General features: G+C 62.9%; 15 protein-coding genes. 12 read left to right on the forward strand and 3 right to left on the reverse strand.

The genetic code is table 11. The features are described from left to right. Window positions 1-8 precede the first annotated feature (8 nt). A complete protein-coding gene (locus AC1DLT_RS27455; protein ID WP_477488828.1) occupies window positions 9-1148 on the reverse strand; it encodes an NAD(P)-binding domain-containing protein in 1140 nt (379 codons plus the stop codon). A gap of 208 nt (window positions 1149-1356) precedes the next feature. Between AC1DLT_RS27455 and recQ the strand changes: the two genes are divergently transcribed. After that, window positions 1357-3216 carry a DNA helicase RecQ gene (recQ, locus tag AC1DLT_RS27460; RefSeq protein WP_477488829.1) on the forward strand — a complete coding sequence of 620 codons (1860 nt, stop codon included), beginning with the start codon at window positions 1357-1359 and terminating at the stop codon, window positions 3214-3216. Between the two features lie 14 nt (window positions 3217-3230). On the opposite strand, the gene AC1DLT_RS27465 is transcribed toward recQ, so the two are convergent. Beyond that, a complete protein-coding gene (locus AC1DLT_RS27465) occupies window positions 3231-4385 on the reverse strand; it encodes an ROK family protein (protein ID WP_477488830.1) in 1155 nt (384 codons plus the stop codon). A 211-nt stretch (window positions 4386-4596) separates the two neighbouring features. Here AC1DLT_RS27465 and AC1DLT_RS27470 point away from each other — a divergent pair, with 211 nt between their 5' ends. From AC1DLT_RS27470 to AC1DLT_RS27520, 11 genes are all read left to right on the forward strand, one after another. Continuing rightward, the gene (locus AC1DLT_RS27470; RefSeq protein ID WP_477488877.1) at window positions 4597-5904 is read left to right on the forward strand and encodes an extracellular solute-binding protein; all 1308 of its coding nucleotides are present in this window, start codon (window positions 4597-4599) and stop codon (window positions 5902-5904) included. Between the two features lie 69 nt (window positions 5905-5973). Then, window positions 5974-6864, forward strand: coding sequence for a carbohydrate ABC transporter permease (locus tag AC1DLT_RS27475; RefSeq protein ID WP_477488831.1), 891 nt, complete (start codon window positions 5974-5976; stop codon window positions 6862-6864). A 3-nt stretch (window positions 6865-6867) separates the two neighbouring features. Then, window positions 6868-7785 (forward strand): ABC transporter permease subunit, encoded by a 918-nt coding sequence (locus tag AC1DLT_RS27480; RefSeq protein ID WP_477488832.1) that lies wholly within the window; start codon window positions 6868-6870, stop codon window positions 7783-7785. A gap of 2 nt (window positions 7786-7787) precedes the next feature. Continuing rightward, the gene (locus AC1DLT_RS27485; RefSeq protein ID WP_477488833.1) at window positions 7788-8894 is read left to right on the forward strand and encodes an ABC transporter ATP-binding protein; all 1107 of its coding nucleotides are present in this window, start codon (window positions 7788-7790) and stop codon (window positions 8892-8894) included. Window positions 8895-8932: 38 nt separating this feature from the next. Then, window positions 8933-9760 carry a glycerophosphodiester phosphodiesterase family protein gene (locus AC1DLT_RS27490; protein WP_477488834.1) on the forward strand — a complete coding sequence of 276 codons (828 nt, stop codon included), beginning with the start codon at window positions 8933-8935 and terminating at the stop codon, window positions 9758-9760. Continuing rightward, entirely contained in the window at window positions 9757-10581 is an 825-nt protein-coding gene (locus AC1DLT_RS27495) for an inositol monophosphatase family protein (RefSeq protein WP_477488835.1), read from the forward strand. Before AC1DLT_RS27490 ends, AC1DLT_RS27495 begins: the two co-directional genes overlap by 4 nt. A gap of 209 nt (window positions 10582-10790) precedes the next feature. Then, window positions 10791-11822, forward strand: a complete 1032-nt coding sequence (locus AC1DLT_RS27500) for an ABC transporter ATP-binding protein (protein ID WP_477488836.1) — start codon at window positions 10791-10793, stop codon at window positions 11820-11822. Continuing rightward, on the forward strand, window positions 11819-12889 hold the full coding sequence (locus tag AC1DLT_RS27505) for an ABC transporter ATP-binding protein (RefSeq protein WP_477488837.1): 1071 nt from the start codon (window positions 11819-11821) through the stop codon (window positions 12887-12889). The genes AC1DLT_RS27500 and AC1DLT_RS27505 overlap by 4 nt, the downstream gene beginning before the upstream one ends. A gap of 51 nt (window positions 12890-12940) precedes the next feature. Further along, entirely contained in the window at window positions 12941-14506 is a 1566-nt protein-coding gene (locus AC1DLT_RS27510; RefSeq protein ID WP_477488838.1) for an ABC transporter substrate-binding protein, read from the forward strand. A 218-nt stretch (window positions 14507-14724) separates the two neighbouring features. Continuing rightward, window positions 14725-15645, forward strand: a complete 921-nt coding sequence (locus AC1DLT_RS27515; protein ID WP_477488839.1) for an ABC transporter permease — start codon at window positions 14725-14727, stop codon at window positions 15643-15645. Continuing rightward, window positions 15642-16553 (forward strand): ABC transporter permease, encoded by a 912-nt coding sequence (locus AC1DLT_RS27520; protein WP_247136401.1) that lies wholly within the window; start codon window positions 15642-15644, stop codon window positions 16551-16553. The genes AC1DLT_RS27515 and AC1DLT_RS27520 overlap by 4 nt, the downstream gene beginning before the upstream one ends. Window positions 16554-16629: 76 nt before the next feature. Here the strand turns inward: AC1DLT_RS27520 and AC1DLT_RS27525 are convergent, their stop codons facing one another. After that, window positions 16630-18219, reverse strand: coding sequence for an ABC transporter substrate-binding protein (locus AC1DLT_RS27525; protein WP_477488840.1), 1590 nt, complete (start codon window positions 18217-18219; stop codon window positions 16630-16632). Window positions 18220-18394: the final 175 nt, after the last annotated feature.

The following is an 18394-nucleotide window of genomic DNA, read 5'->3' on the forward strand; positions in this document are numbered from 1 at the left end:
AGTCATCTTTAGGAATTGACTGGAGCGCTGAGGAAGCTTGTCAGTTCCCGCGCGGCTGCACCACCGGCACGGTTGGCGCCGATCGTCGAAGCGGATGGGCCGTAGCCGACCAGGTGGATGCGCGGGTCCTTGGCGACCTGCGTCGCCAGTCGGCCGGTCATGACGATGCCGCCACCCGCCTCGCGCAATTGTAGCGGGGCAAGATGATCGAGCGAACTGCGAAAGCCCGTGCACCAGAGGATCACATCGGCCCTTTGCTCGGAACCATCCGGCCAGCGGATTGCATGTTCGGTAATCTCGGAAAACATAGGCAGCCTTTTCAGCACGCCCCGTTCTCGCGCCGCCTCGATCGTCGGCGTGACGGGCAGGCCGGTCACCGAAACCACCGAACCCGGCGGAAGGCCTTGGCGGACACGATCTTCCACGAGCGCCACGGCGGCGCGTCCCACCTCCGGCGTGAACCGCTCGTCGCGGAATTTCGGTTCCCGTCGCGTCACCCAGGTGGTCGAGGTGACGCGCGAGATCTCGTCGAGCAACTGGATCGCCGAAATCCCGCCGCCGACCACGACGACACGCAGGCCGGCAAATTCGTCCGCAGTGCGATAATCCCGCGTGTGGAGCTGCCGTCCATGGAAACGATCAGCACCGGGATAGTCGGGAATGTAAGGCGATTCCCATGTGCCGGTGGCATTGATCAGGCCTCGTGCCGAAAAGGCACCGCTGTCGGTTTCGACCCTCAACCGATCTCCCCTCGGGCAGACGACCGTTACCTTGACGGGACGATGAACGCGCAGATCGAAGGCGGCTTCGTAGGCCGCGAAATATTGCGGCACGGCGACCGACGCCTTAACCAGATTGGCTGACGTATCGACCACCTCCTCGAACCGCATTCCGGGGAGGTCATGGACACGATTGGCGGTGGCCAGGGTCAAAGAAGGCCAGCGAAATTGCCAGGCACCGCCAGGCTCCGGAGACTGGTCCAAAACCACGAAATCCTTGTCCGGCGCAAGGCCGAGCTTGCGCAGGTGATAGGCCGACGACAAACCCGCCTGACCCGCTCCGATCACGACGATATCCACCTTGATCGCCACGCGGGCATGATCGGGTTTGTCGTCGGCGGGTTGATCCAGTTCGGAGTCTGCAGCCATGCGGAATATCGATGCCAGTGACGGGTCAGGGAGCGGGTAGACGAGGCTTATATGTCCGCGAAAGACGCTTCAAGCAAAACGGGCTGCCGGTGCGTCGGGAATTGCCACGCCCAATTCATGTGGGGACGCCCACGGCCGAGCGCCGCCGGTGCTCGCTCTGGTCGCCGGACCTGTGCCATAGTGCGGTCCTTCCGACGAAAGCGATTCCATGCCACCGACCCCAGACCGCATCGATCCCCTGTTTGACAGACAAGGCACGAGAAACCCGCTCGACGTGCTGAAGCGCGTTTACGGCTATTCGTCATTCCGGGGCAAACAGGCTGCGGTCGTCGAACAGGTCGTATCGGGCGGCGATGCCGTGGTGTTGTTTCCGACCGGCGCGGGCAAATCGCTCTGCTTCCAGATCCCCGCCCTCTGCCGCGATGGCGTCGGCATCGTCGTTTCGCCGCTGATCGCGCTGATGCGCGACCAGGTGGAGGCGCTGAAGCAGCTCGGCGTGCGGGCCGCCGCCCTCAACTCCTCGCTGACGCGCGAAGAATTCGTCGATGTCCGCCGGGCGATCGCCAACGGCGATCTCGATCTTCTCTATGTGACCCCCGAGCGCATCGTCACGCCGGCCTTCAAGGATATGATCGGCAATGCGAGGATCGCATTGTTTGCGATCGACGAAGCGCACTGCGTCTCGCAATGGGGTCACGACTTCCGCCCGGAGTATCGCGAGCTTGGCCATCTCGCGGAATATTATCCGGGCGTGCCGCGCATGGCGCTGACGGCGACCGCCGATCCGCATACCCGCGAAGATATCATCGACAAGCTCGCTCTGCGCTCGGCCGAGGTGTTCACCACCTCCTTCGACCGACCGAACATCGCCTATGAGATCGTCGAGCGAGACCAGCCGCGCCAGCAGCTCCTGCGTTTCTTGTCCCGCCACAAGGGGTCGAGCGGCATCGTCTATTGCCTGTCGCGCGCCAAGGTCGAGGATACGGCAGAGTGGCTGAACGGGCAGGGGATTCGAGCACTCGCCTATCATGCCGGCATGGACCGCAGCATGCGCGATGCCAATCAGGACGCTTTCCTCAAGGAAGAGGACCTTTGCCTCGTCGCCACGGTCGCTTTCGGCATGGGCATCGACAAACCGAACGTGCGTTATGTCGCCCATCTCGATCTGCCCGGTTCGGTCGAGGCCTATTATCAGGAAACCGGCCGCGCCGGCCGTGACGGCCTGCCGTCCGACGTCTGGATGGCCTACGGCATGGCCGATGTCATCCAGCGCGGCCGGATGATCGACGGCGGCACGTCGGGCGACGATATCAAGCGCGTCGAGCGCGCCAAGCTCAATGCGCTGCTCGGCATCTGCGAAACCCCCGGCTGCCGGAGACAGGCGATCCTGGCTCATTTCGGCGAGGCGCATGGCGGGCAATGTGGCAACTGCGACACCTGCCTCAAGCCGGTCGAAACCTGGGATGGGACGGAGGCCGCCATCAAGGCGCTGGCGGCAATCTACCGGACTGGCGAGCGTTTCGGCACCGGCCACCTGATCGACGTGCTGCTCGGAAACCGCAACGAGAAGACCACCCGCTTCGGCCATGCCGACATGCCTGTCTTCGGCGTCGGCAAGGATATTCCGTCGAAGACCTGGCAATCGGTCTATCGCCAGCTCCTCGCCGCCGGCTTCGTCAGTGTCGATCATGAGGCGTTCGGCGCGCTGAAACTGGAAGAGGGCGCGCGCGCCGTCTTCAAGCGCGAACGCGAGGTCCGTTTCCGCAAGGACCGCCCGACGACCGGCAAGGCATCGCGAAGCGCGTCGCCAAGTGCGGCAAACGCAAGATCCACGCTGGAAGGGGCCGAGGCAGAACTCTTCGAGGCACTGCGCGTCGCGCGCCTGGGGATCGCCAAGGAGCTTTCGGTGCCGCCCTATGTCGTCTTTCCGGACACGACACTGGTCGCCTTTGCGACCGCCCGCCCGACAAGCCGCGATGCGCTGCTCGGCATTTCCGGAGTAGGGCAATCGAAGCTCGAGCGGTACGGCGACGCCTTCCTGGCGGTGATCCGGGCGCACCAGAGATAGGCGGCAACTGCGTATCAGTAGAACGTCGAGTGGAAAGGGGTAACCGCAGCCCCCATCGCCGATGCGTCGCTGGCGATCTCCGAAATGATCAGTTTTGGACTGGGGCGCGGTACGCCAAAACGAGGGCGTCCGAAAATCTCCGTCCGGTCGATCATCATCTGCGCCAGGTCCGGCGGTACCTGCCCGCCGAAGACGATCGCCTGCGGATCGAAGATCGCCGAGATGGCATTGACCAGGCGATTGTAGGCCGGCGTGATTTCGTTCACCCATTCGGCAACACCTGGCCATTGCGGGTCGAAATGCCGGCGCATGTAAGTGATGGAGGGCACATCGACGCCATTGCGAACAAGCCGCTCGATGAGCAGCTGTAGCGCTGGTCGCCGCTGGTTTTCCTCTTGGTTGTAGATGCCTGAAAACTCGCCGGCATTGCCATTGCCGCCCAGCAGCAATTCGCCGTCGCTGACCAGCCCGCCGCCGAAACCGTAGTTGAAGCTGAGATAAGCGAAATGCTTGACGTAGCGGCCGGCACCGAACATCGACTCGGCGATGGCACCGGTATTGGCGCCGTTGTGCACCCAAACCGGCTTGCCGAATAACTCCGCCAGCAGCGGACCGAGTTCGATCAGCGACCATTCATGCAGCGGCAGGGGCGCGTTGTAGCGGGTTCCTCCGACATGATAGCCCGCTATTGCAAAGCCGATGCCGAAAAGAGCCTCCGGGGACAGGTCGTTGAGCTTCTGTGCCTCCACGAGCCGTGTCCTGACCAGATCGAGAGACTGCGCCATCGTGTGTTCGCGCAGCGTCACGCTGCTTTCGGAGAGGATATTGCCGGCAAGGTCCATCAGGCAGATGCCGATAACGTCGGTATTGACCGAGATGCCGCAGGAATAGGCGTAGCGGGCGTTGAGGCGGATCGTCGGGCTCGGCTGCCCGCGGCCGACGCCAGGTTTTGGAGAGCCGAGCAAGACGATGCCGCGTTCCGCCAGCTGGTCGATGATCCGATAGACCGATTGCTGGGTGAGGTCAGTATGATCGGTCACTTCGGAGCGGGAGAGACCGGGGTGACGCCAGATGAGTTTGAGCAAGCTGCGCTCGTTCGGCGAAACGACGCCACTTTCACCTGCGCGCAGGAATTGGGGCGGGATCAGAGCTTCGGGAAAATAGGCCACTGATCCACCTCCGTCGCCAACAATTACCATCGAGGTGTAATAATTGCGGTTGTATGTCGCCGTCTACCTCGCGTTTTCCTCTGCTTAGATGGAAATGCCTTGCGCGGCAAGGGTTTCAGCTCGTCATTTAATTGTTACACGTAAAGTGTAGTAATGCCGCGTTCCGATGCCGATCCCACTCGGCCGATCATCCCAACAGGCGAGGGCAATGATGAAGATTTCCATTCTGGCGGCGGCTGCCGCCCTGATGGCGGGCGCGTGTTCCGCGCAGGCCGCCAATATCGAGTTCTGGTACGGCAATACGGGCCCGGTCGAAACCGCGATCAAGGCCCAGTGCGATGCTTTCAATGCCGCACAGACCCAGCACAAGGTCACCTGCGTCGGCCAGGGCAGCTATGAAGTGTCGATGCAGAAGGCGATTGCCGCTTATCGCGCCAAGAACCATCCGGTGCTGATCCAGTTCTTCGATGCCGGCACGCTCGACCTGATGCTGTCCAACGCCGTCGTGCCGGTCCAGGAAATCCTGCCCGACGTCAAGTGGGACAGCTATATCGCCGGTGCCCGCGCCTATTACGAAACGTCCGGCGGCAAGCTGTTCGCGCAGCCCTACAATGCCTCGACGCTGTTGTTCTATACGAACAAGACCGAACTCGAAAAAGCCGGCATCACCCAGACCCCGACCACCTGGGAAGAAGTGATCGATGCGGCCCGCAAGCTCAAGGCTGCCGGCCATGCATGCCCGTTCGTCACCGATGGCGATACCTGGCGCGTGCTGGAGCAGTTCTCGGCCCGCCACGGCCTGCCGATCGCTTCAAGGCATAACGGTTATGACGGCCTCGACGCTGAATACGTCTTCAACACCACCTTCGTCGCCAAGCATCTCCAGAACCTGGTGGATTGGCGCAAGGAAGGCCTCGTCAAGCTCAATGCTGATACCAAGGCCGGCAATTACACCGCCGCCTTCAACGCCGGCGAATGCGCGATGATGGAAGGTTCCTCCGGCTCCTACGCCGCCTCCACCAAGGCTTTCGACGGCAAGTACCAGCTTACCGTCAACATGGCACCGATGTACAAGGGTTACGAGCGCCACAATACGCTGGTGGGCGGCGCTTCGATCTACGTGATGAAGGGCCATGACCAGGCTCAAGTCGATGGCGCCAAGGCCTTCCTCGACTTCCTGCGCAAGCCGGAACAGCAGATGGCGTTTACCGCCGCGACCGGCTACGTCCCCGTCACCAACGACGTGCTCGACGCGATCAACAAGAGCGGCGACGCCAAGGCTGCGAAATATGCAACCGCTGCCATTGGCATCGAGTCGATGAACCAGCCGCCGACTGCCGACAGCCGCGGTATTCGCCTCGGCTTCTACGTGCAGTTCCGCGAGATCTTCGTGGAAGAGACCCAGAAGGCCTATGGCGGTCAGCAGACCATGCAGGTCTCGCTCGACAACGCCAAGAAGCGTGGCGACGAATTGCTGCGCCGCTTCGAGCAGACCTACAAGGGCGTCAAGCTGCCTTGATCCAAGCTTGATCGGCACGGACGGGACACAAGTCCCGTCCGTGCCGGTCCCTCACTGCGGGCTTTTCCCATGACCTCCGAATCCACCCTCTTCAGCAACCGCTGGCTGCCGATCCTATTGGTCGCGCCGTTCATGCTGCTGATCGTCCTCTTCTTCTACGTGCCGATCTTCCAGGCCTTCTACTGGTCCTTCTTTCTCGAGCAGCCGTTCGGCGGCGGTTCGATATTCGTCGGCCTCGACAATTTCGCCCGCGTCCTTTCCGATCGGGAGTTCTGGCAGGCGGGCTGGCGCACCCTCATGTTCATGGTGACGGCATCGTCGCTCGCCGTGCTGATCCCGCTGATTCTCGCGGTCGCCGCCGACCGGAAAATCCGCCTGTCGCTGCCGGCCCGCAACGTGCTGGTCTGGCCGAAGGGCGTCGCGGGCGCCTCGATCGGCGTCGTCTTCGCTTTCGTCTTTAATCCGTTCGTCGGCATCCTGGCGCCGCTCAACCAAGCTTTTCCGGGCATCTGGGCACCCGGCATCGACGGCACGGATGCGTTCATCACGCTGATCGTCGCGCATGTCTGGGGTGGCATCCCGTTCAATTTCGTCATCCTTCTGGCCGGGCTGCAATCGATCCCCCGTACCATGCACCAGGCGGCGGCGATGGACGGGGCAGGGCCCTGGCGGCGGATCTTCGACGTGCAATTGCCGCTGATCATGCCGCAGCTCTTCCTGACGCTGGTGCTGGARTTCACCGAGAGCGTTACCTCGGCCTTCGCGCTGATCGACACGATCACCCATGGCGGTCCGGGCGGCGCGACCACACTGCTCGTCTACAAGATCTACAAGGACGGTTTCAGCGGTTACGACCTCTCCGGCGCCTCCACCCAGACCGCGATCCTGATGGTCTTCGTCATCCTTCTCACCGCCGCCCAGTTCGCCTTCCTCGGCCGGCGCATCAACTACGAGCGCTGACCGATGATCGAGAACGCACGCTCCCTCAACATAGCCGCGAGCCTGATCCTGCTCGTCGGCATGCTCTACATTCTGGGCCCGCTCTACCTGACGCTGGCAACGGCCTCGCAATCCTACGAATTCCTGCTGCGAAACGGGCTTGCCTGGTATCCCGGCGACCAGTTCTTCAACAATGTTGCGCGCATCTTCACCGAGACGCGCATTCCGATCCAGATGCTCAACAGCCTCGTGGTAGCGTTCAGCCTGGCGATCGCGACCTGCGTCCTGTCCTTCCTCTCGGCCTATGCGATCGTCTATTTCCGCATCCGCTGGGCAGGTGTCGCCTTCGCACTGATCCTCGCCACCATCATGCTGCCGGTCGATATCCGCGTCATAACCACCTATCAGGTGGCGTCGAACGTGTTTTCGCCGGTTAATGCACTGCTCGACGTCACCGGCCTCAACGGGCTAATAACCCAGGTCTTCGGCGCGCCGGTGCAGCTCGAACTGAGCGTGCTGAATACCCATTTCGGCCTCATCGCGCCACTTGCCGCGCATGGTACCGGCACGTTCCTGTTCCGTCAGTTCTTCCGCACCCTGCCGGGAGATCTGTTCAAGGCCGCCCGCATGGACGGGGCCGGTCCGGTCCGCTTCATGTTCGATATCCTGCTGCCGCTGTCGCGCACCAGTTTCGCGGCGCTGTTCGTGCTGACCTTCCTGAGCGGCTGGACCCAGTATCTCTGGCCGCTCGTCGCCTCCTCAACGCCGGACATGCAGACCGCCGTCGTCGGCCTCGCGCGCCTGCTGCCGGATTCGGACGGCGAGGTGCCGGACTTTCCGACGATCATGGCGGGCGCCGTGATCGTTTCCCTCGTGCCCCTCCTGATGATCGCGCTCTTACAGCGGTATCTGGTGCAGGGCCTCGTGCTTTCGGAGAAATAGCGATGAACGCCATCGATACAGCCATCCGCGCCGCCGCCGCGAGCATCACGGTCGAGGGTCTGACCAAGGCCTATGACGCACAGACGGTAGTCATCCCGCCGATGGATGTCGAGCTCAAGGCCGGCGAGTTCACCGTCGTGCTCGGCCCTTCCGGCTGCGGCAAGTCCACCCTTCTGCAGATGATCGCAGGGCTCGAACGGGTGAGCGGCGGCAAGATTTTGATCGGCGCCCGTGAGGTTCAGGATCTCGAACCGAAACATCGCGGCTGCGCCATGGTGTTCCAAAATTATGCGCTCTATCCGCATATGAGCGTGTTCGAGAACATGGCCTACAGCCTCAAGGTTGCCGGCATGGCGAAGGCGGAGCGCGCCGACCGGGTCGCGGCGGTCGCCAAGATGCTCGGCCTTGCCGACTATCTGCATCGCAAGCCGGGACAACTCTCCGGCGGCCAGCGCCAGCGCGTCGCGATCGGCCGCGCCATCGTGCGCGAACCGGGCGTGCTGCTGTTCGACGAACCTTTGTCCAACCTCGATGCCCAACTTCGACACGACATGCGTGTCGAGCTTGCCGACCTGCATCGCCGCATCGGCGCCACCACCGTCTTCGTCACCCACGATCAGGTGGAGGCGATGACGCTCGCCGACCGCATTCTGATCCTCAACAAGGGCCGGATCGAGCAGTTCGATACGCCGAAGGCGATCTACCATCACCCGGCCTCGGTCTTCGTCGCCAAATTCATCGGTGCCCCGCCAATGAACATCCTGGCGGTGACCGGCGACGGTTCGGTGCTGAGGCTCGCCGACGGGCAGGTGGTAGCGAACGCCCCGCTGACCGGCGCCTATCAGCTCGGCATCCGGCCCGAGGACATCGTCGTCGACGGCAAGGCGGACGGCCATGTCGTCAAGGCCGCACTCCGGTTCCGCGAGGATCTCGGTTCCCACTCGGTGCTGGCCGCCGATCTCGGGGGCTCGGTCGTCCGCATCGCGACTCCCTTCGGCGCGGAGATTGCCGACCGGCTTGAACTCGACCTGAATTTCCCGACGTCGCGGCTGCATCTTTTCGATGCGGTCACGGGTCGGGCCATGCCCGGTGCCTTTGGCGCCCAATGAAAGCCCGGCGTTAAAGGCGCCCTATGAAAGAAACCCTCATGAACTATAGAGACTTCATCGCCGATCCAACGCGTCGCTGCGCCGTCGTTGCTCATCGCGGCGCCTGGCACGGTGCGCCTGAAAACAGCCTGGCGGCCATCGAGAACGCCATTGCGCTCGGCTGCGACATCGTCGAACTGGACGTCCGCAAAAGCGCCGACGGCGAGCTTTTCCTGATGCACGACGATACGCTGGAACGTATGGCCGGCATCGACCGCGATGCCGAGACTTTCACCATGGCGGAGCTGCAGGCGATCATGCTGCGCGAGGACGACGGCGGCGAAGGCCGCGCAGCGAGCGATCAGCGCATCCCGACGCTGAGACAGGCGCTGGAGATCATCCGCGGCCGCATCTTCGCCGATCTCGATCTCAAGGATCGCGGGCTTTTCTCCGAGGTCGCCGCCTGCGCCCGCGAGATGGGTGCGGCCGCCGATGTCGACCTCAAGACGAAAGTTTACAGCCTGGCTGATGTGGAATGGGTGCGCGCCCAGAAGATCGACGGCGTGCCATTCATGGGCATGGCGCGTTTCACCGCCGAAAACACCGGCGACGCGCTGGCGGTGCTTGCCGAACTCTCGCCCTTCATGTGCGAAATCCGCTTCGACAGCCTCGAGACGATCGCGTATCACCGCGAGGATTTCGCAAAGGCCGGCATGGCGCTCTGGGTCAACACGCTCGACCAGCCCGGCAGCGGCGAATGGACGGACAGTGCGGCTCTCGCCGACCCCGATCAGATCTGGGGCCGGTTGATCGACGCGGGCATCAGCGTTATCCAGACGGACCAGCCCGCCGCATTGAAATCCTACATAAAGGCACGCCAAGCATGACGATCATTTCCGACGTCGTCCTCCTATCCCTGATGGAGGATATGCGCAAGGCTGGTGAGGCAGAGGTTCTGCCCCGCTTCCTCGGCGTAACGGCAGATGGCATCCGCGCCAAGACCGCTCCGGACGACATCGTCACCGATGCCGATCTGGGTGCGGAACGGCGGCTTTCCGCAGCACTCTCTGCCCATTTTCCCGAAGCGCTGATCGTCGGCGAGGAGGCTGTCTCCGCCGATCCGGCGCTGCTCGACCGCCTGGCGGATGCCGAACTCGCGGCGATCATCGATCCCGTCGACGGCACCTGGAATTTCGCCCATGGCGTGCCGCTGTTCGGCATGATCGTGGCGATCGTTTCCGGCGGAAAAACCGTCGCTGGGCTGATCCACTATCCGCTGACCGGTGATTTTCTCGTGGCCCGGCCGGGCGACGGCGCTTGGCATATCGCCCGTGACGGCGCGCGCACCCGCCTTAGCGTTGCGGTGCCGGCTCCGGTCGGCGAAATGAGCGGCTTCGTGCCGCTGCACATGTTCTCGACCGAAGAACAGGAAGCATTCGCGCCGCGGCTTCTGCGTTTCGGCCGCACCACCACATGGCGGTGCTCCGCCTTCGAATACCGGATGGTGGCGACCGGGGCGATGAGCTTTTCGCTGAATGCGGACATGAAGCCCTGGGATCATGCGGCCGGCGAACTGATCCACCGCGAAGCCGGCGGCCATAGCGGCCTCCTGAGCGGCGAGACCTATCGGCCCGCGATGACGCAGGGGCGGCTGCTGCTCGCGCCCGATGCGACGAGCTGGGAGGCTATCCGCGCCAGCTTGAGCTGAAAGCCAGGTTTCCGGAGGACGGCAATTTTCAGTCTGGCTTTCGTCATCATCACATGTAATGTATACATGCCTAGGCTCTCGGGAGGAGTCTGCATCACGTATCAGGATCCCTGATGGGGTTTCGCTGCGGTGGTGGGAATGCACAGCCGCCGCCTGCATGTCGGATACTGATCTTGCGGGCAGCGGCCGATAGGGAGGATCAGGATCGGATGCAGCAGCTTGCCGAGACCACGGTGGCCAGCCAGGACGCGCTTCTGGATATCCAGAGCCTGACATTGTCGTTGCGCGACCAATCGGGTTGGGTCGAAGTCCTCAATAATGTTTCGCTTTCGGTGAAGCCGAAGGAAATTCTCGGTGTCGTCGGCGAGAGTGGCTGCGGCAAATCGATGACTGCTCTCTCCATTCTCCGGCTCCTGCCGCCGCGCGATTCCTGCCTTGGCGGCAAGATCATGTTCGGCGGCGAGAACCTCGTCTCCTGTTCCGAATCGCAGATGAATCGCATTCGCGGGCGGCACATCAGCATGATTTTCCAGGAGCCGATGAGTGCGCTTGATCCCGTATTCACCGTCGGTTACCAGATCGAAGAGACGCTCCAGCGGCATTTCAAGCTGGACCGTCGGGAGGCAGCGGAGCGCGCCGTCGCAGCGCTGGATTCGGTCGGCATCGCATCGCCACGCCACGTCGCTACGCTTTACCCGATGAACCTCTCGGGCGGCATGCGCCAGCGGGTGATGATCGCCATGGCGCTGGTTTGCGAGCCGCGCCTGCTCATCGCCGACGAGCCGACGACGGCTCTCGATGTGACCATCCAGGCACAGATCATGGACCTGCTTCTGGGCCTCGCCGACCGTACCGGCACGGCCATCATGTTCATCACCCACAATCTCGGACTGGTCGCGCAAAGCTGCCACCGGATGGTCACAATGTATGCAGGGCAGGTCGTCGAGGGCGGTCCCGTCAGAGACGTCATCGCCGGTCCCCGCCACCCTTATACGGCCGGGCTCCTGCACTCGATACCCGACAGCAACCGCGCGCGCGGGACGCTGCCCTCGATTGCCGGCCGGGTTCCGTCGCTGCGTCACATGCCGAAGGGCTGTCGCTTCGGGCCGCGCTGTTCCTATTCCATGCAGCCCTGCGAACTGCCTCAAAACATCGAGAATGAGGGCATCGACGATCTCGATCGCAGGGAAGTGCGCTGCAATCGCTGGGAAGAACTCGCATTGAGAGGGGTCGGAGCATGAGTTTGAGCGCTCCTTCCGAGCAGCCGGCGCTTGATGCCGACGATCTGCATGTCACCTTCGGCAATCCACGACGCGGCTCGCTGATCCGTGCCGTCGACGGGGTCAGCTTCAGCGTCCGCAGGGGCGAGATTTTTGGCGTGATCGGCGAGTCCGGTTCCGGCAAATCGACGCTGGGGCGCTGTCTCGTCGGCCTGCTCAGCCCAAGCGGCGGCGGGGTTCTGCATGACGGCATCGATCCGTTCAAGTTTTCCCGCCGCGAACTCAACCGCCACCGGCGCAAATATCAGATCGTCTCTCAGGATCCGAATGCGGCCTTCGATCCGCGCATGACCATCCTTCAGAGCATCTGCGAGCCCTTGTACATAGCCGGCGAGGGGACGAAGGCCGAGCGGCGCGAGAAGGCGTTCGCGATGCTGGACCGGGTGTCGCTGTCCGCCGAAATGGCCAACCGATACCCGCACGAGATTTCCGGCGGCCAGAAGCAGCGCGCCAATATCGCCCGGGCGCTGATGCTGGATCCGAACGTGATCGTCTGCGACGAGGTGGTGGCAGCGCTCGACGTTTCGATCCAGGCCGACATGCTCAATCTTTTCGCCCGCCTGCAGGAACAGTTCGGCCTCACCTACGTCTTCATCAGCCATGACCTGCGGGTCGTCAGCCATATCAGCGACCGCGTGGCCGTGATGTATTTCGGCAAGATCGTCGAAGTCGGTCCGGCGCACGCCGTGATCGAAACGCCGCTGCATCCCTATACGGAGGCGCTGCGTTCGGCCGAACCGGAGATCGACCCGACGGCCGCCGATGCCCGGCAGAGGATCATCCTGCAGGGCGAGATACCGAGCGCGATCGCCCCGCCGAGCGGCTGCCGTTTCCACACGCGCTGCCCGCGGATGCGCGACATCTGTCGCACGCAGGAACCCCAGCAGCGCGAATTGCTGCCCGGGCGGCATGTCGCCTGCCATTTCGCCGAGGAGATGCTGGGCGAAAAGGAGAGGAGAAGTCTTGATCCTGCGGAAAGGAACGGCGCCCGCCAAGGCGCTGCCGCACAGGGCGCTGACATAATGTGACGCTGATATAGCGGCCGAAGACGGCCGGTCATGGATGATGGAGGAGAAGACGTGACCACAGATTTATTTGGAAAGATACCGGACATTAGCCGTCGCTCGCTGTTGGCTGGAACGGCCGCCGCCGGCGGTTTGGCCCTGCTGCCGGCAACGGTGCGGGCTCAGGCCCCGCAACCGAGATCCGGCGGCACTCTGAGAGCCGTGATGCCGTTCAACCCTGCCGCGCTCGATCCGCTGACAGGTCGCAACAATCCCGACTTCAACGCCCTTCTGCTGATGTTCGACGCGCTGATCGGCTTTGATCCGCAGACGCTCGAACTGCAGCCGATGCTGGCGACGTCATGGAAGTTCGCCGACCCCACGACGCTGGTTCTCGAACTGCGCCAGGGCGTCGAGTTCCATGATGGCACGCCGTTCAATGCCGAGGCGGTGGTCTTCCACCTGCAGCGCTGCAGCACCTACGATCGCTCGAACGTGAAATCGGACCTTGCCGTCGTCGACAAGGTCGAGGCGACCGGCCCCTATCAGGTTTCGCTGAAACTGAAATACCCGGACGCCACCCTGCCTGCGATCCTGACCGACCGCGCCGGCCTCATCGTGTCGCCTGCTTCGGTCAAGGCTGCCGCGGGCGGAAATGTCGATCGTGCGCCTGTCGGCACAGGGCCGTTCAAGTTCGTCGAATGGCAGGACAATACCCTGATCAAGGTCGTAAAAAACGCCAACTACTGGGGTGACAAGCCCTATCTCGACGGCGTCGACATGCGCATCGTCAACGAGTTCAATACGGCTGTGCGCACGGTGACCGCCGGCGAAGCCGATATCGTCCTCAACATGAGCGCGCAGCAGATGGCCGTAGCCAAGCGCGACCCGAAGCTGGTTGCCGAAGCGACGCCGTCGATGATCTATTACACGGCCTTCCTGAACTACGGTGAGGGACCGCTGAAAGACGTTCGCGTTCGGCAGGCGATGAACTGGGCGCTCGACCGGCCCGTGCTCAACCAGGTCCTGTGGGGCGGCCTCGGCGGCGGGCATTGCAGCATGTTCCCGTCGGGTTTCTGGGCCAACGATCCTGCGACCGAAAACTACTATAAGCTGGACCTCGACCGCGCCAAGTCGCTGCTGAAGGCGGCCGGTTTCGCAAATGGCATAGAGATCGCCACCTTCACCTGGGCCGATCAGGCTGCGGTACAGCGTCAGGAAGTCCTCGGCGCCCAGCTTGCCGAGGCCGGCATCCGGCTGAAGGTCACTCCGGCGCAACCGGCGCAGACGATGCAGTACTTCCTCACCGAGAAAAAGGGTCAGATGCTGATGACCCCGACCGGCGGTCTTCCGGATCCGGCAACGGCCTACGATCGCCAGTTCTCAGCGACGGCCTATCGCAACGCGGCGAAGATCGAACTGCCCGGCTATCGCGAGTTGATGGATGCGTCGATGAACACGTTCGACAACGCGAAGCGCAAGGACGTGCTCTTCAAGATGCAGCGTTTCGTGCTGGAGAACGCGCTGCACCTGCCGCAGTTCTCGTCCGCCGGCATCATCATACGTACCCCGAAGGTACACGGCTTCAATTTCAGCCTGCTGCAACGCCCGCGCTTCCACAAGGTGTGGATGGAAGCCTGAGGCTCAAGCGATGCGATCCCCCGATGCGACCGTCGCGTCGGGGATCGCCCGGAAACCGGAGCGGGGCGGCGTCGCCCGCGCCGCTCCCCCGCATCGGAAGGCAGTGGTTCTGCGCATCCGATGTTCCTTTCGCGGGCCATTGAAACGGCCGGCGTCAAATGCGGATTGACGGAGTATCAATGATGTACGGCGTCCCCGGGATGGTTGCGCAGAGGCTCATGCAGCTGGTGCCCGTGATGATCGTGGCCACGTTCGTGGTGTTTTCCCTCGTCTACATGATGCCCGGCGACCCGGCCATGATGATCGCGGGCGACTATGCGACGGCGGAACGCATCGCGGAAATCCGTCATATCTACGGATTCGATCGGCCGATGCTGGTGCAATATTTCTTCTGGCTGGGAAATGCCCTGCAGGGCGATCTCGGTCATTCGCTGTTCTCGAACGAATCGGTTCTGCGGCTGATCCTTTCGCGCCTGCCGCATACGATCCTGCTGGTTCTTTATGCGCTGGTCCTGGGCGCGGCACTCGGCATTCCGCTTGGCATTCTTGCAGCCACGCGCCAGGGCACCACGCTCGACAAGATCATCACCAGCGTCGCCTCGCTCGGTGTCGCGGTTCCCAATTTCTGGCTCGGCATCATTCTGGTGACGCTGTTCTCGCTCGGTTATCGCTGGTTCCCGGCGACCGGTGCCGTATCCGTCTTCGAAAAACCGCTGGAGTCGCTCTATTACGCAACTCTTCCGGCGATCGCGCTCTCCACCGGCGTGGTCGCGGTTCTCGCGAGGCAGGTGCGCAGTGCGCTGCTCGAAGTGCTCGGCTCGCAATATATCCGCACGCTGCGCGCCAAGGGGCTCGGTTCCGGCGCCATCCTGTGGAAGCACGGTCTGCGCAACGTGGCGGCGACGATGCTGACCATTGCCGGCCTGCAGGTGAATCGGCTGTTCTCCAGCGCCGTCATCATCGAGGCGGTCTTCGCCATCCCCGGCGTCGGCAATCTCATCAGCTATTCGGCGCTCAACAAGGATTTCCCGGTGGTGCAGGGCGTAGCGCTGGTGCTCGTGCTGGTGGTTATCCTCACCAATCTCCTGGTCGACGTGCTCAACGCGACTTTCGATCCCAGAGTGGCGGCCTCCACATGACCGATACGAACATGACCGCGATGACCCAAACCGCTGCCGCGCCGGCAGCCAGGACGACCTTGCCGCCTCCCGTCCGCTTCCGCTTCTGGACCTGGCTGTGGGGCGACAAGCGCGCGCTGATCAGCCTTGCCTATCTCTCCGTTCTGGTTCTGGCGGCGATCTTTGCGCCGCTGATCGTGCCTTATGCACCCAACAAGCAGAACCTGATGGACCTTCTGGCGCCGCCTAGCGGCGCACACTGGCTCGGCACCGACGACCTTGGCCGCGATACGCTGAGCCGGCTGATATACGGCTCCTACAACGCGCTTTATGCCGCGAGCCTCGCAGTCGGCATCGGCGTGGCGATCGGCGTGCCGCTTGGCGTGTTCATCGGTTTTGTCGGAGGCTGGGTCGACCAGGTCGGCAGCCGCATCATCGACGGGGTTCTCGCCTTTCCGCCGCTCGTGCTGGCCGTCGCCGTGACAGGCGCGCTCGGCATCGGTCTCACCAATGCGATGATCGCCGTCGGCTTCGCCTTCGCGCCGGTGCTTGCCCGCACGATGCGGGCGCAGACGCTGGTGGTGAAGAACGCGCTTTATGTCGAGGCAGCGACCGGTTTCGGCGCATCGCGCCTGCACCTGATCCTGCGCCATATCCTGCCCAATGCCATCCAGCCTGTGATCGTCGAGGTGACCCTGATGCTGGCCGTGGCGCTTCTGGCGGAAGCCGGATTGAGCTTCCTGTCGCTCGGCGTCCAGCCGCCCGAGTCGAGCTGGGGCGGCATGCTGGCGCGCGCCTACCACTATGTCGAGGTGGCGCCCGAGCAGATGTATGCGCCGGGTTTCGCCATCCTGTTCACCGCGCTCGCCTTCAACACGTTAGGCGAGTCGATCCGCGTGCTCCTCGATCCGACCATCAAGCGCCGGTAATCCCGATTTTAGCTGCGAAACAGCCTGGCCTCGCGGTCGGGCTGTTTCGTCGCGTCTATCGGATCTTGGCTGCGGATCATGCGGTTTGGTCGAGCCAGACGCGGTGGAACCGCGGCGAGTGCAGCCGGTCGTACCGGAAGTCCTTGACCTTCTTGTTGCGGATCGACATGGCGGCCGACGTCACCAGTGGCAGGTGCAGCGCCTGTTCCACGACGAAACGCTGGAGTGCGGCAAATGCCTTCTTGCGTTCGCCGGCATCAGCCGAATTGCCCGTCGCGGTGAGCAGCTTGCGGAACTGCGGATCTTCCACCTTGCCGGCGTTGAACTGACCCGTCGCGCCGAATAGCCGCTCGTAGGTTTGGCTGGGATCGAGCCAGCCGCCCTGCGGATTGAGGATCATCGCGCCCTTGCCCTCGATATAGAAGGCCTGGTTTACGACCTGCGGAGGCGAGGGGGTGACCTTGAGACGAATGCCGACCTGCGAAAGCTGCTCGCCGACCACTTCGAGCCGCTGAACCGATGTCTGGTCCGGCCAGCTCCAGGTCTCGACTTCCAAGCCCTTCGGGTAGCCGGCATCGGCCAGCAGTTTGCGCGCCTTTTCCGGATCGTGCTGGTAGAACTGCGCCGTCCCGGCATCTACCGCCCAGAAATCCTTGGGAAACATGGTCGAGGTCGGTTCGCCGAGGCCAAGCATCAGAACCTGGTTCAATTCGGTGCGGTTGATGGCGTAGTTCATCGCCTGCCGAACCCGGAGGTCGTTGAGCGGCGGCTTGGCGAAATTCATCATCAGGGTGAAGAAGATCATCGAAGGATTGGCTTCGGCGGTCAGGTCCTGCACCCGGCGGGCGGTAGCGATCTGCTGCGCGGCCATGTTGAGCGCAAGATCGGTTTCGCCGGCGGTGACCGTGCGGGCGGCGGTGTTCAGTTCGTTGATGATGCGGAAGTTGATGCCGTCGAGATAGGGAAGGCCCGGCTGCCAGTAGTTCGGGTTCTTCTCGACACGGATGAGGTCGTTGTCGCGCCACTCGGCGAACTTGAACGGCCCGGTGCCGACGGGATTGCGGTCGACATTGCCGTCGGCGGCAGCCTTGATGGAGGCGGGCGAGACGATGCAGCCGACGCGGCCGGTCAGGATGGTCGGCAGCGAATAGTTCGGCTGCTTCAGCTTGAGCGTCACCTGGCTCGGGCCGGTGACCGCCACAGACGCGACCGAAACCAGGTCCGATTTCACGTTGGAGCGCGGATCGCTGATGAAACGATCGAAATTGAACTTCACGGCCTCGGCGTTAAAAGGCGTACCGTCATGGAATTTCACGCCGTCGACGAGGTTGAGCACCAGCGTCGTCGGATCGGCGAAGGTCCAGTCCTTGGCGAGCATCGGCTTGAGCTCGAGCGTCGCCGGATCGAAGGCGATCAGCGCGTCGAACAACGCATAAAGCGCGTTGAAATCCGGCACATTGCGCCCGGTCATCGGGTCGAGTGCGGCCGGGTTGAACGGCATGGCGATGCGCAAAGTGCCGCCCGCTTTGGCCTGCGGCGTCTGGGCGAACATCTGCCCGGGCAGCAGCATCGCGCCTCCCAGCGCTACGCCAGACGCCAGAAGCGTTCTCCGGTTGATCCTGCTGTCATGGATGATCGACGGCACGCCGTCCTGCTGTTTTTTCATCTCTGGGCTCCTCCCCGATGAAACAGATTGACGAAATAAATTCGTGTTCACTCGGGCAGGCGTGCATACATCGAGCTTGCAGTTCGGCTTCCTCTTTCCGAATTGCGGCAGCCTGCCGCGGGTAGATCTACAACAGGAGCATTGCGATGTATACTTTTGCATTCGGTTTTGCCGC

The organism is Neorhizobium sp. 05N33 (genome assembly GCF_056397445.1).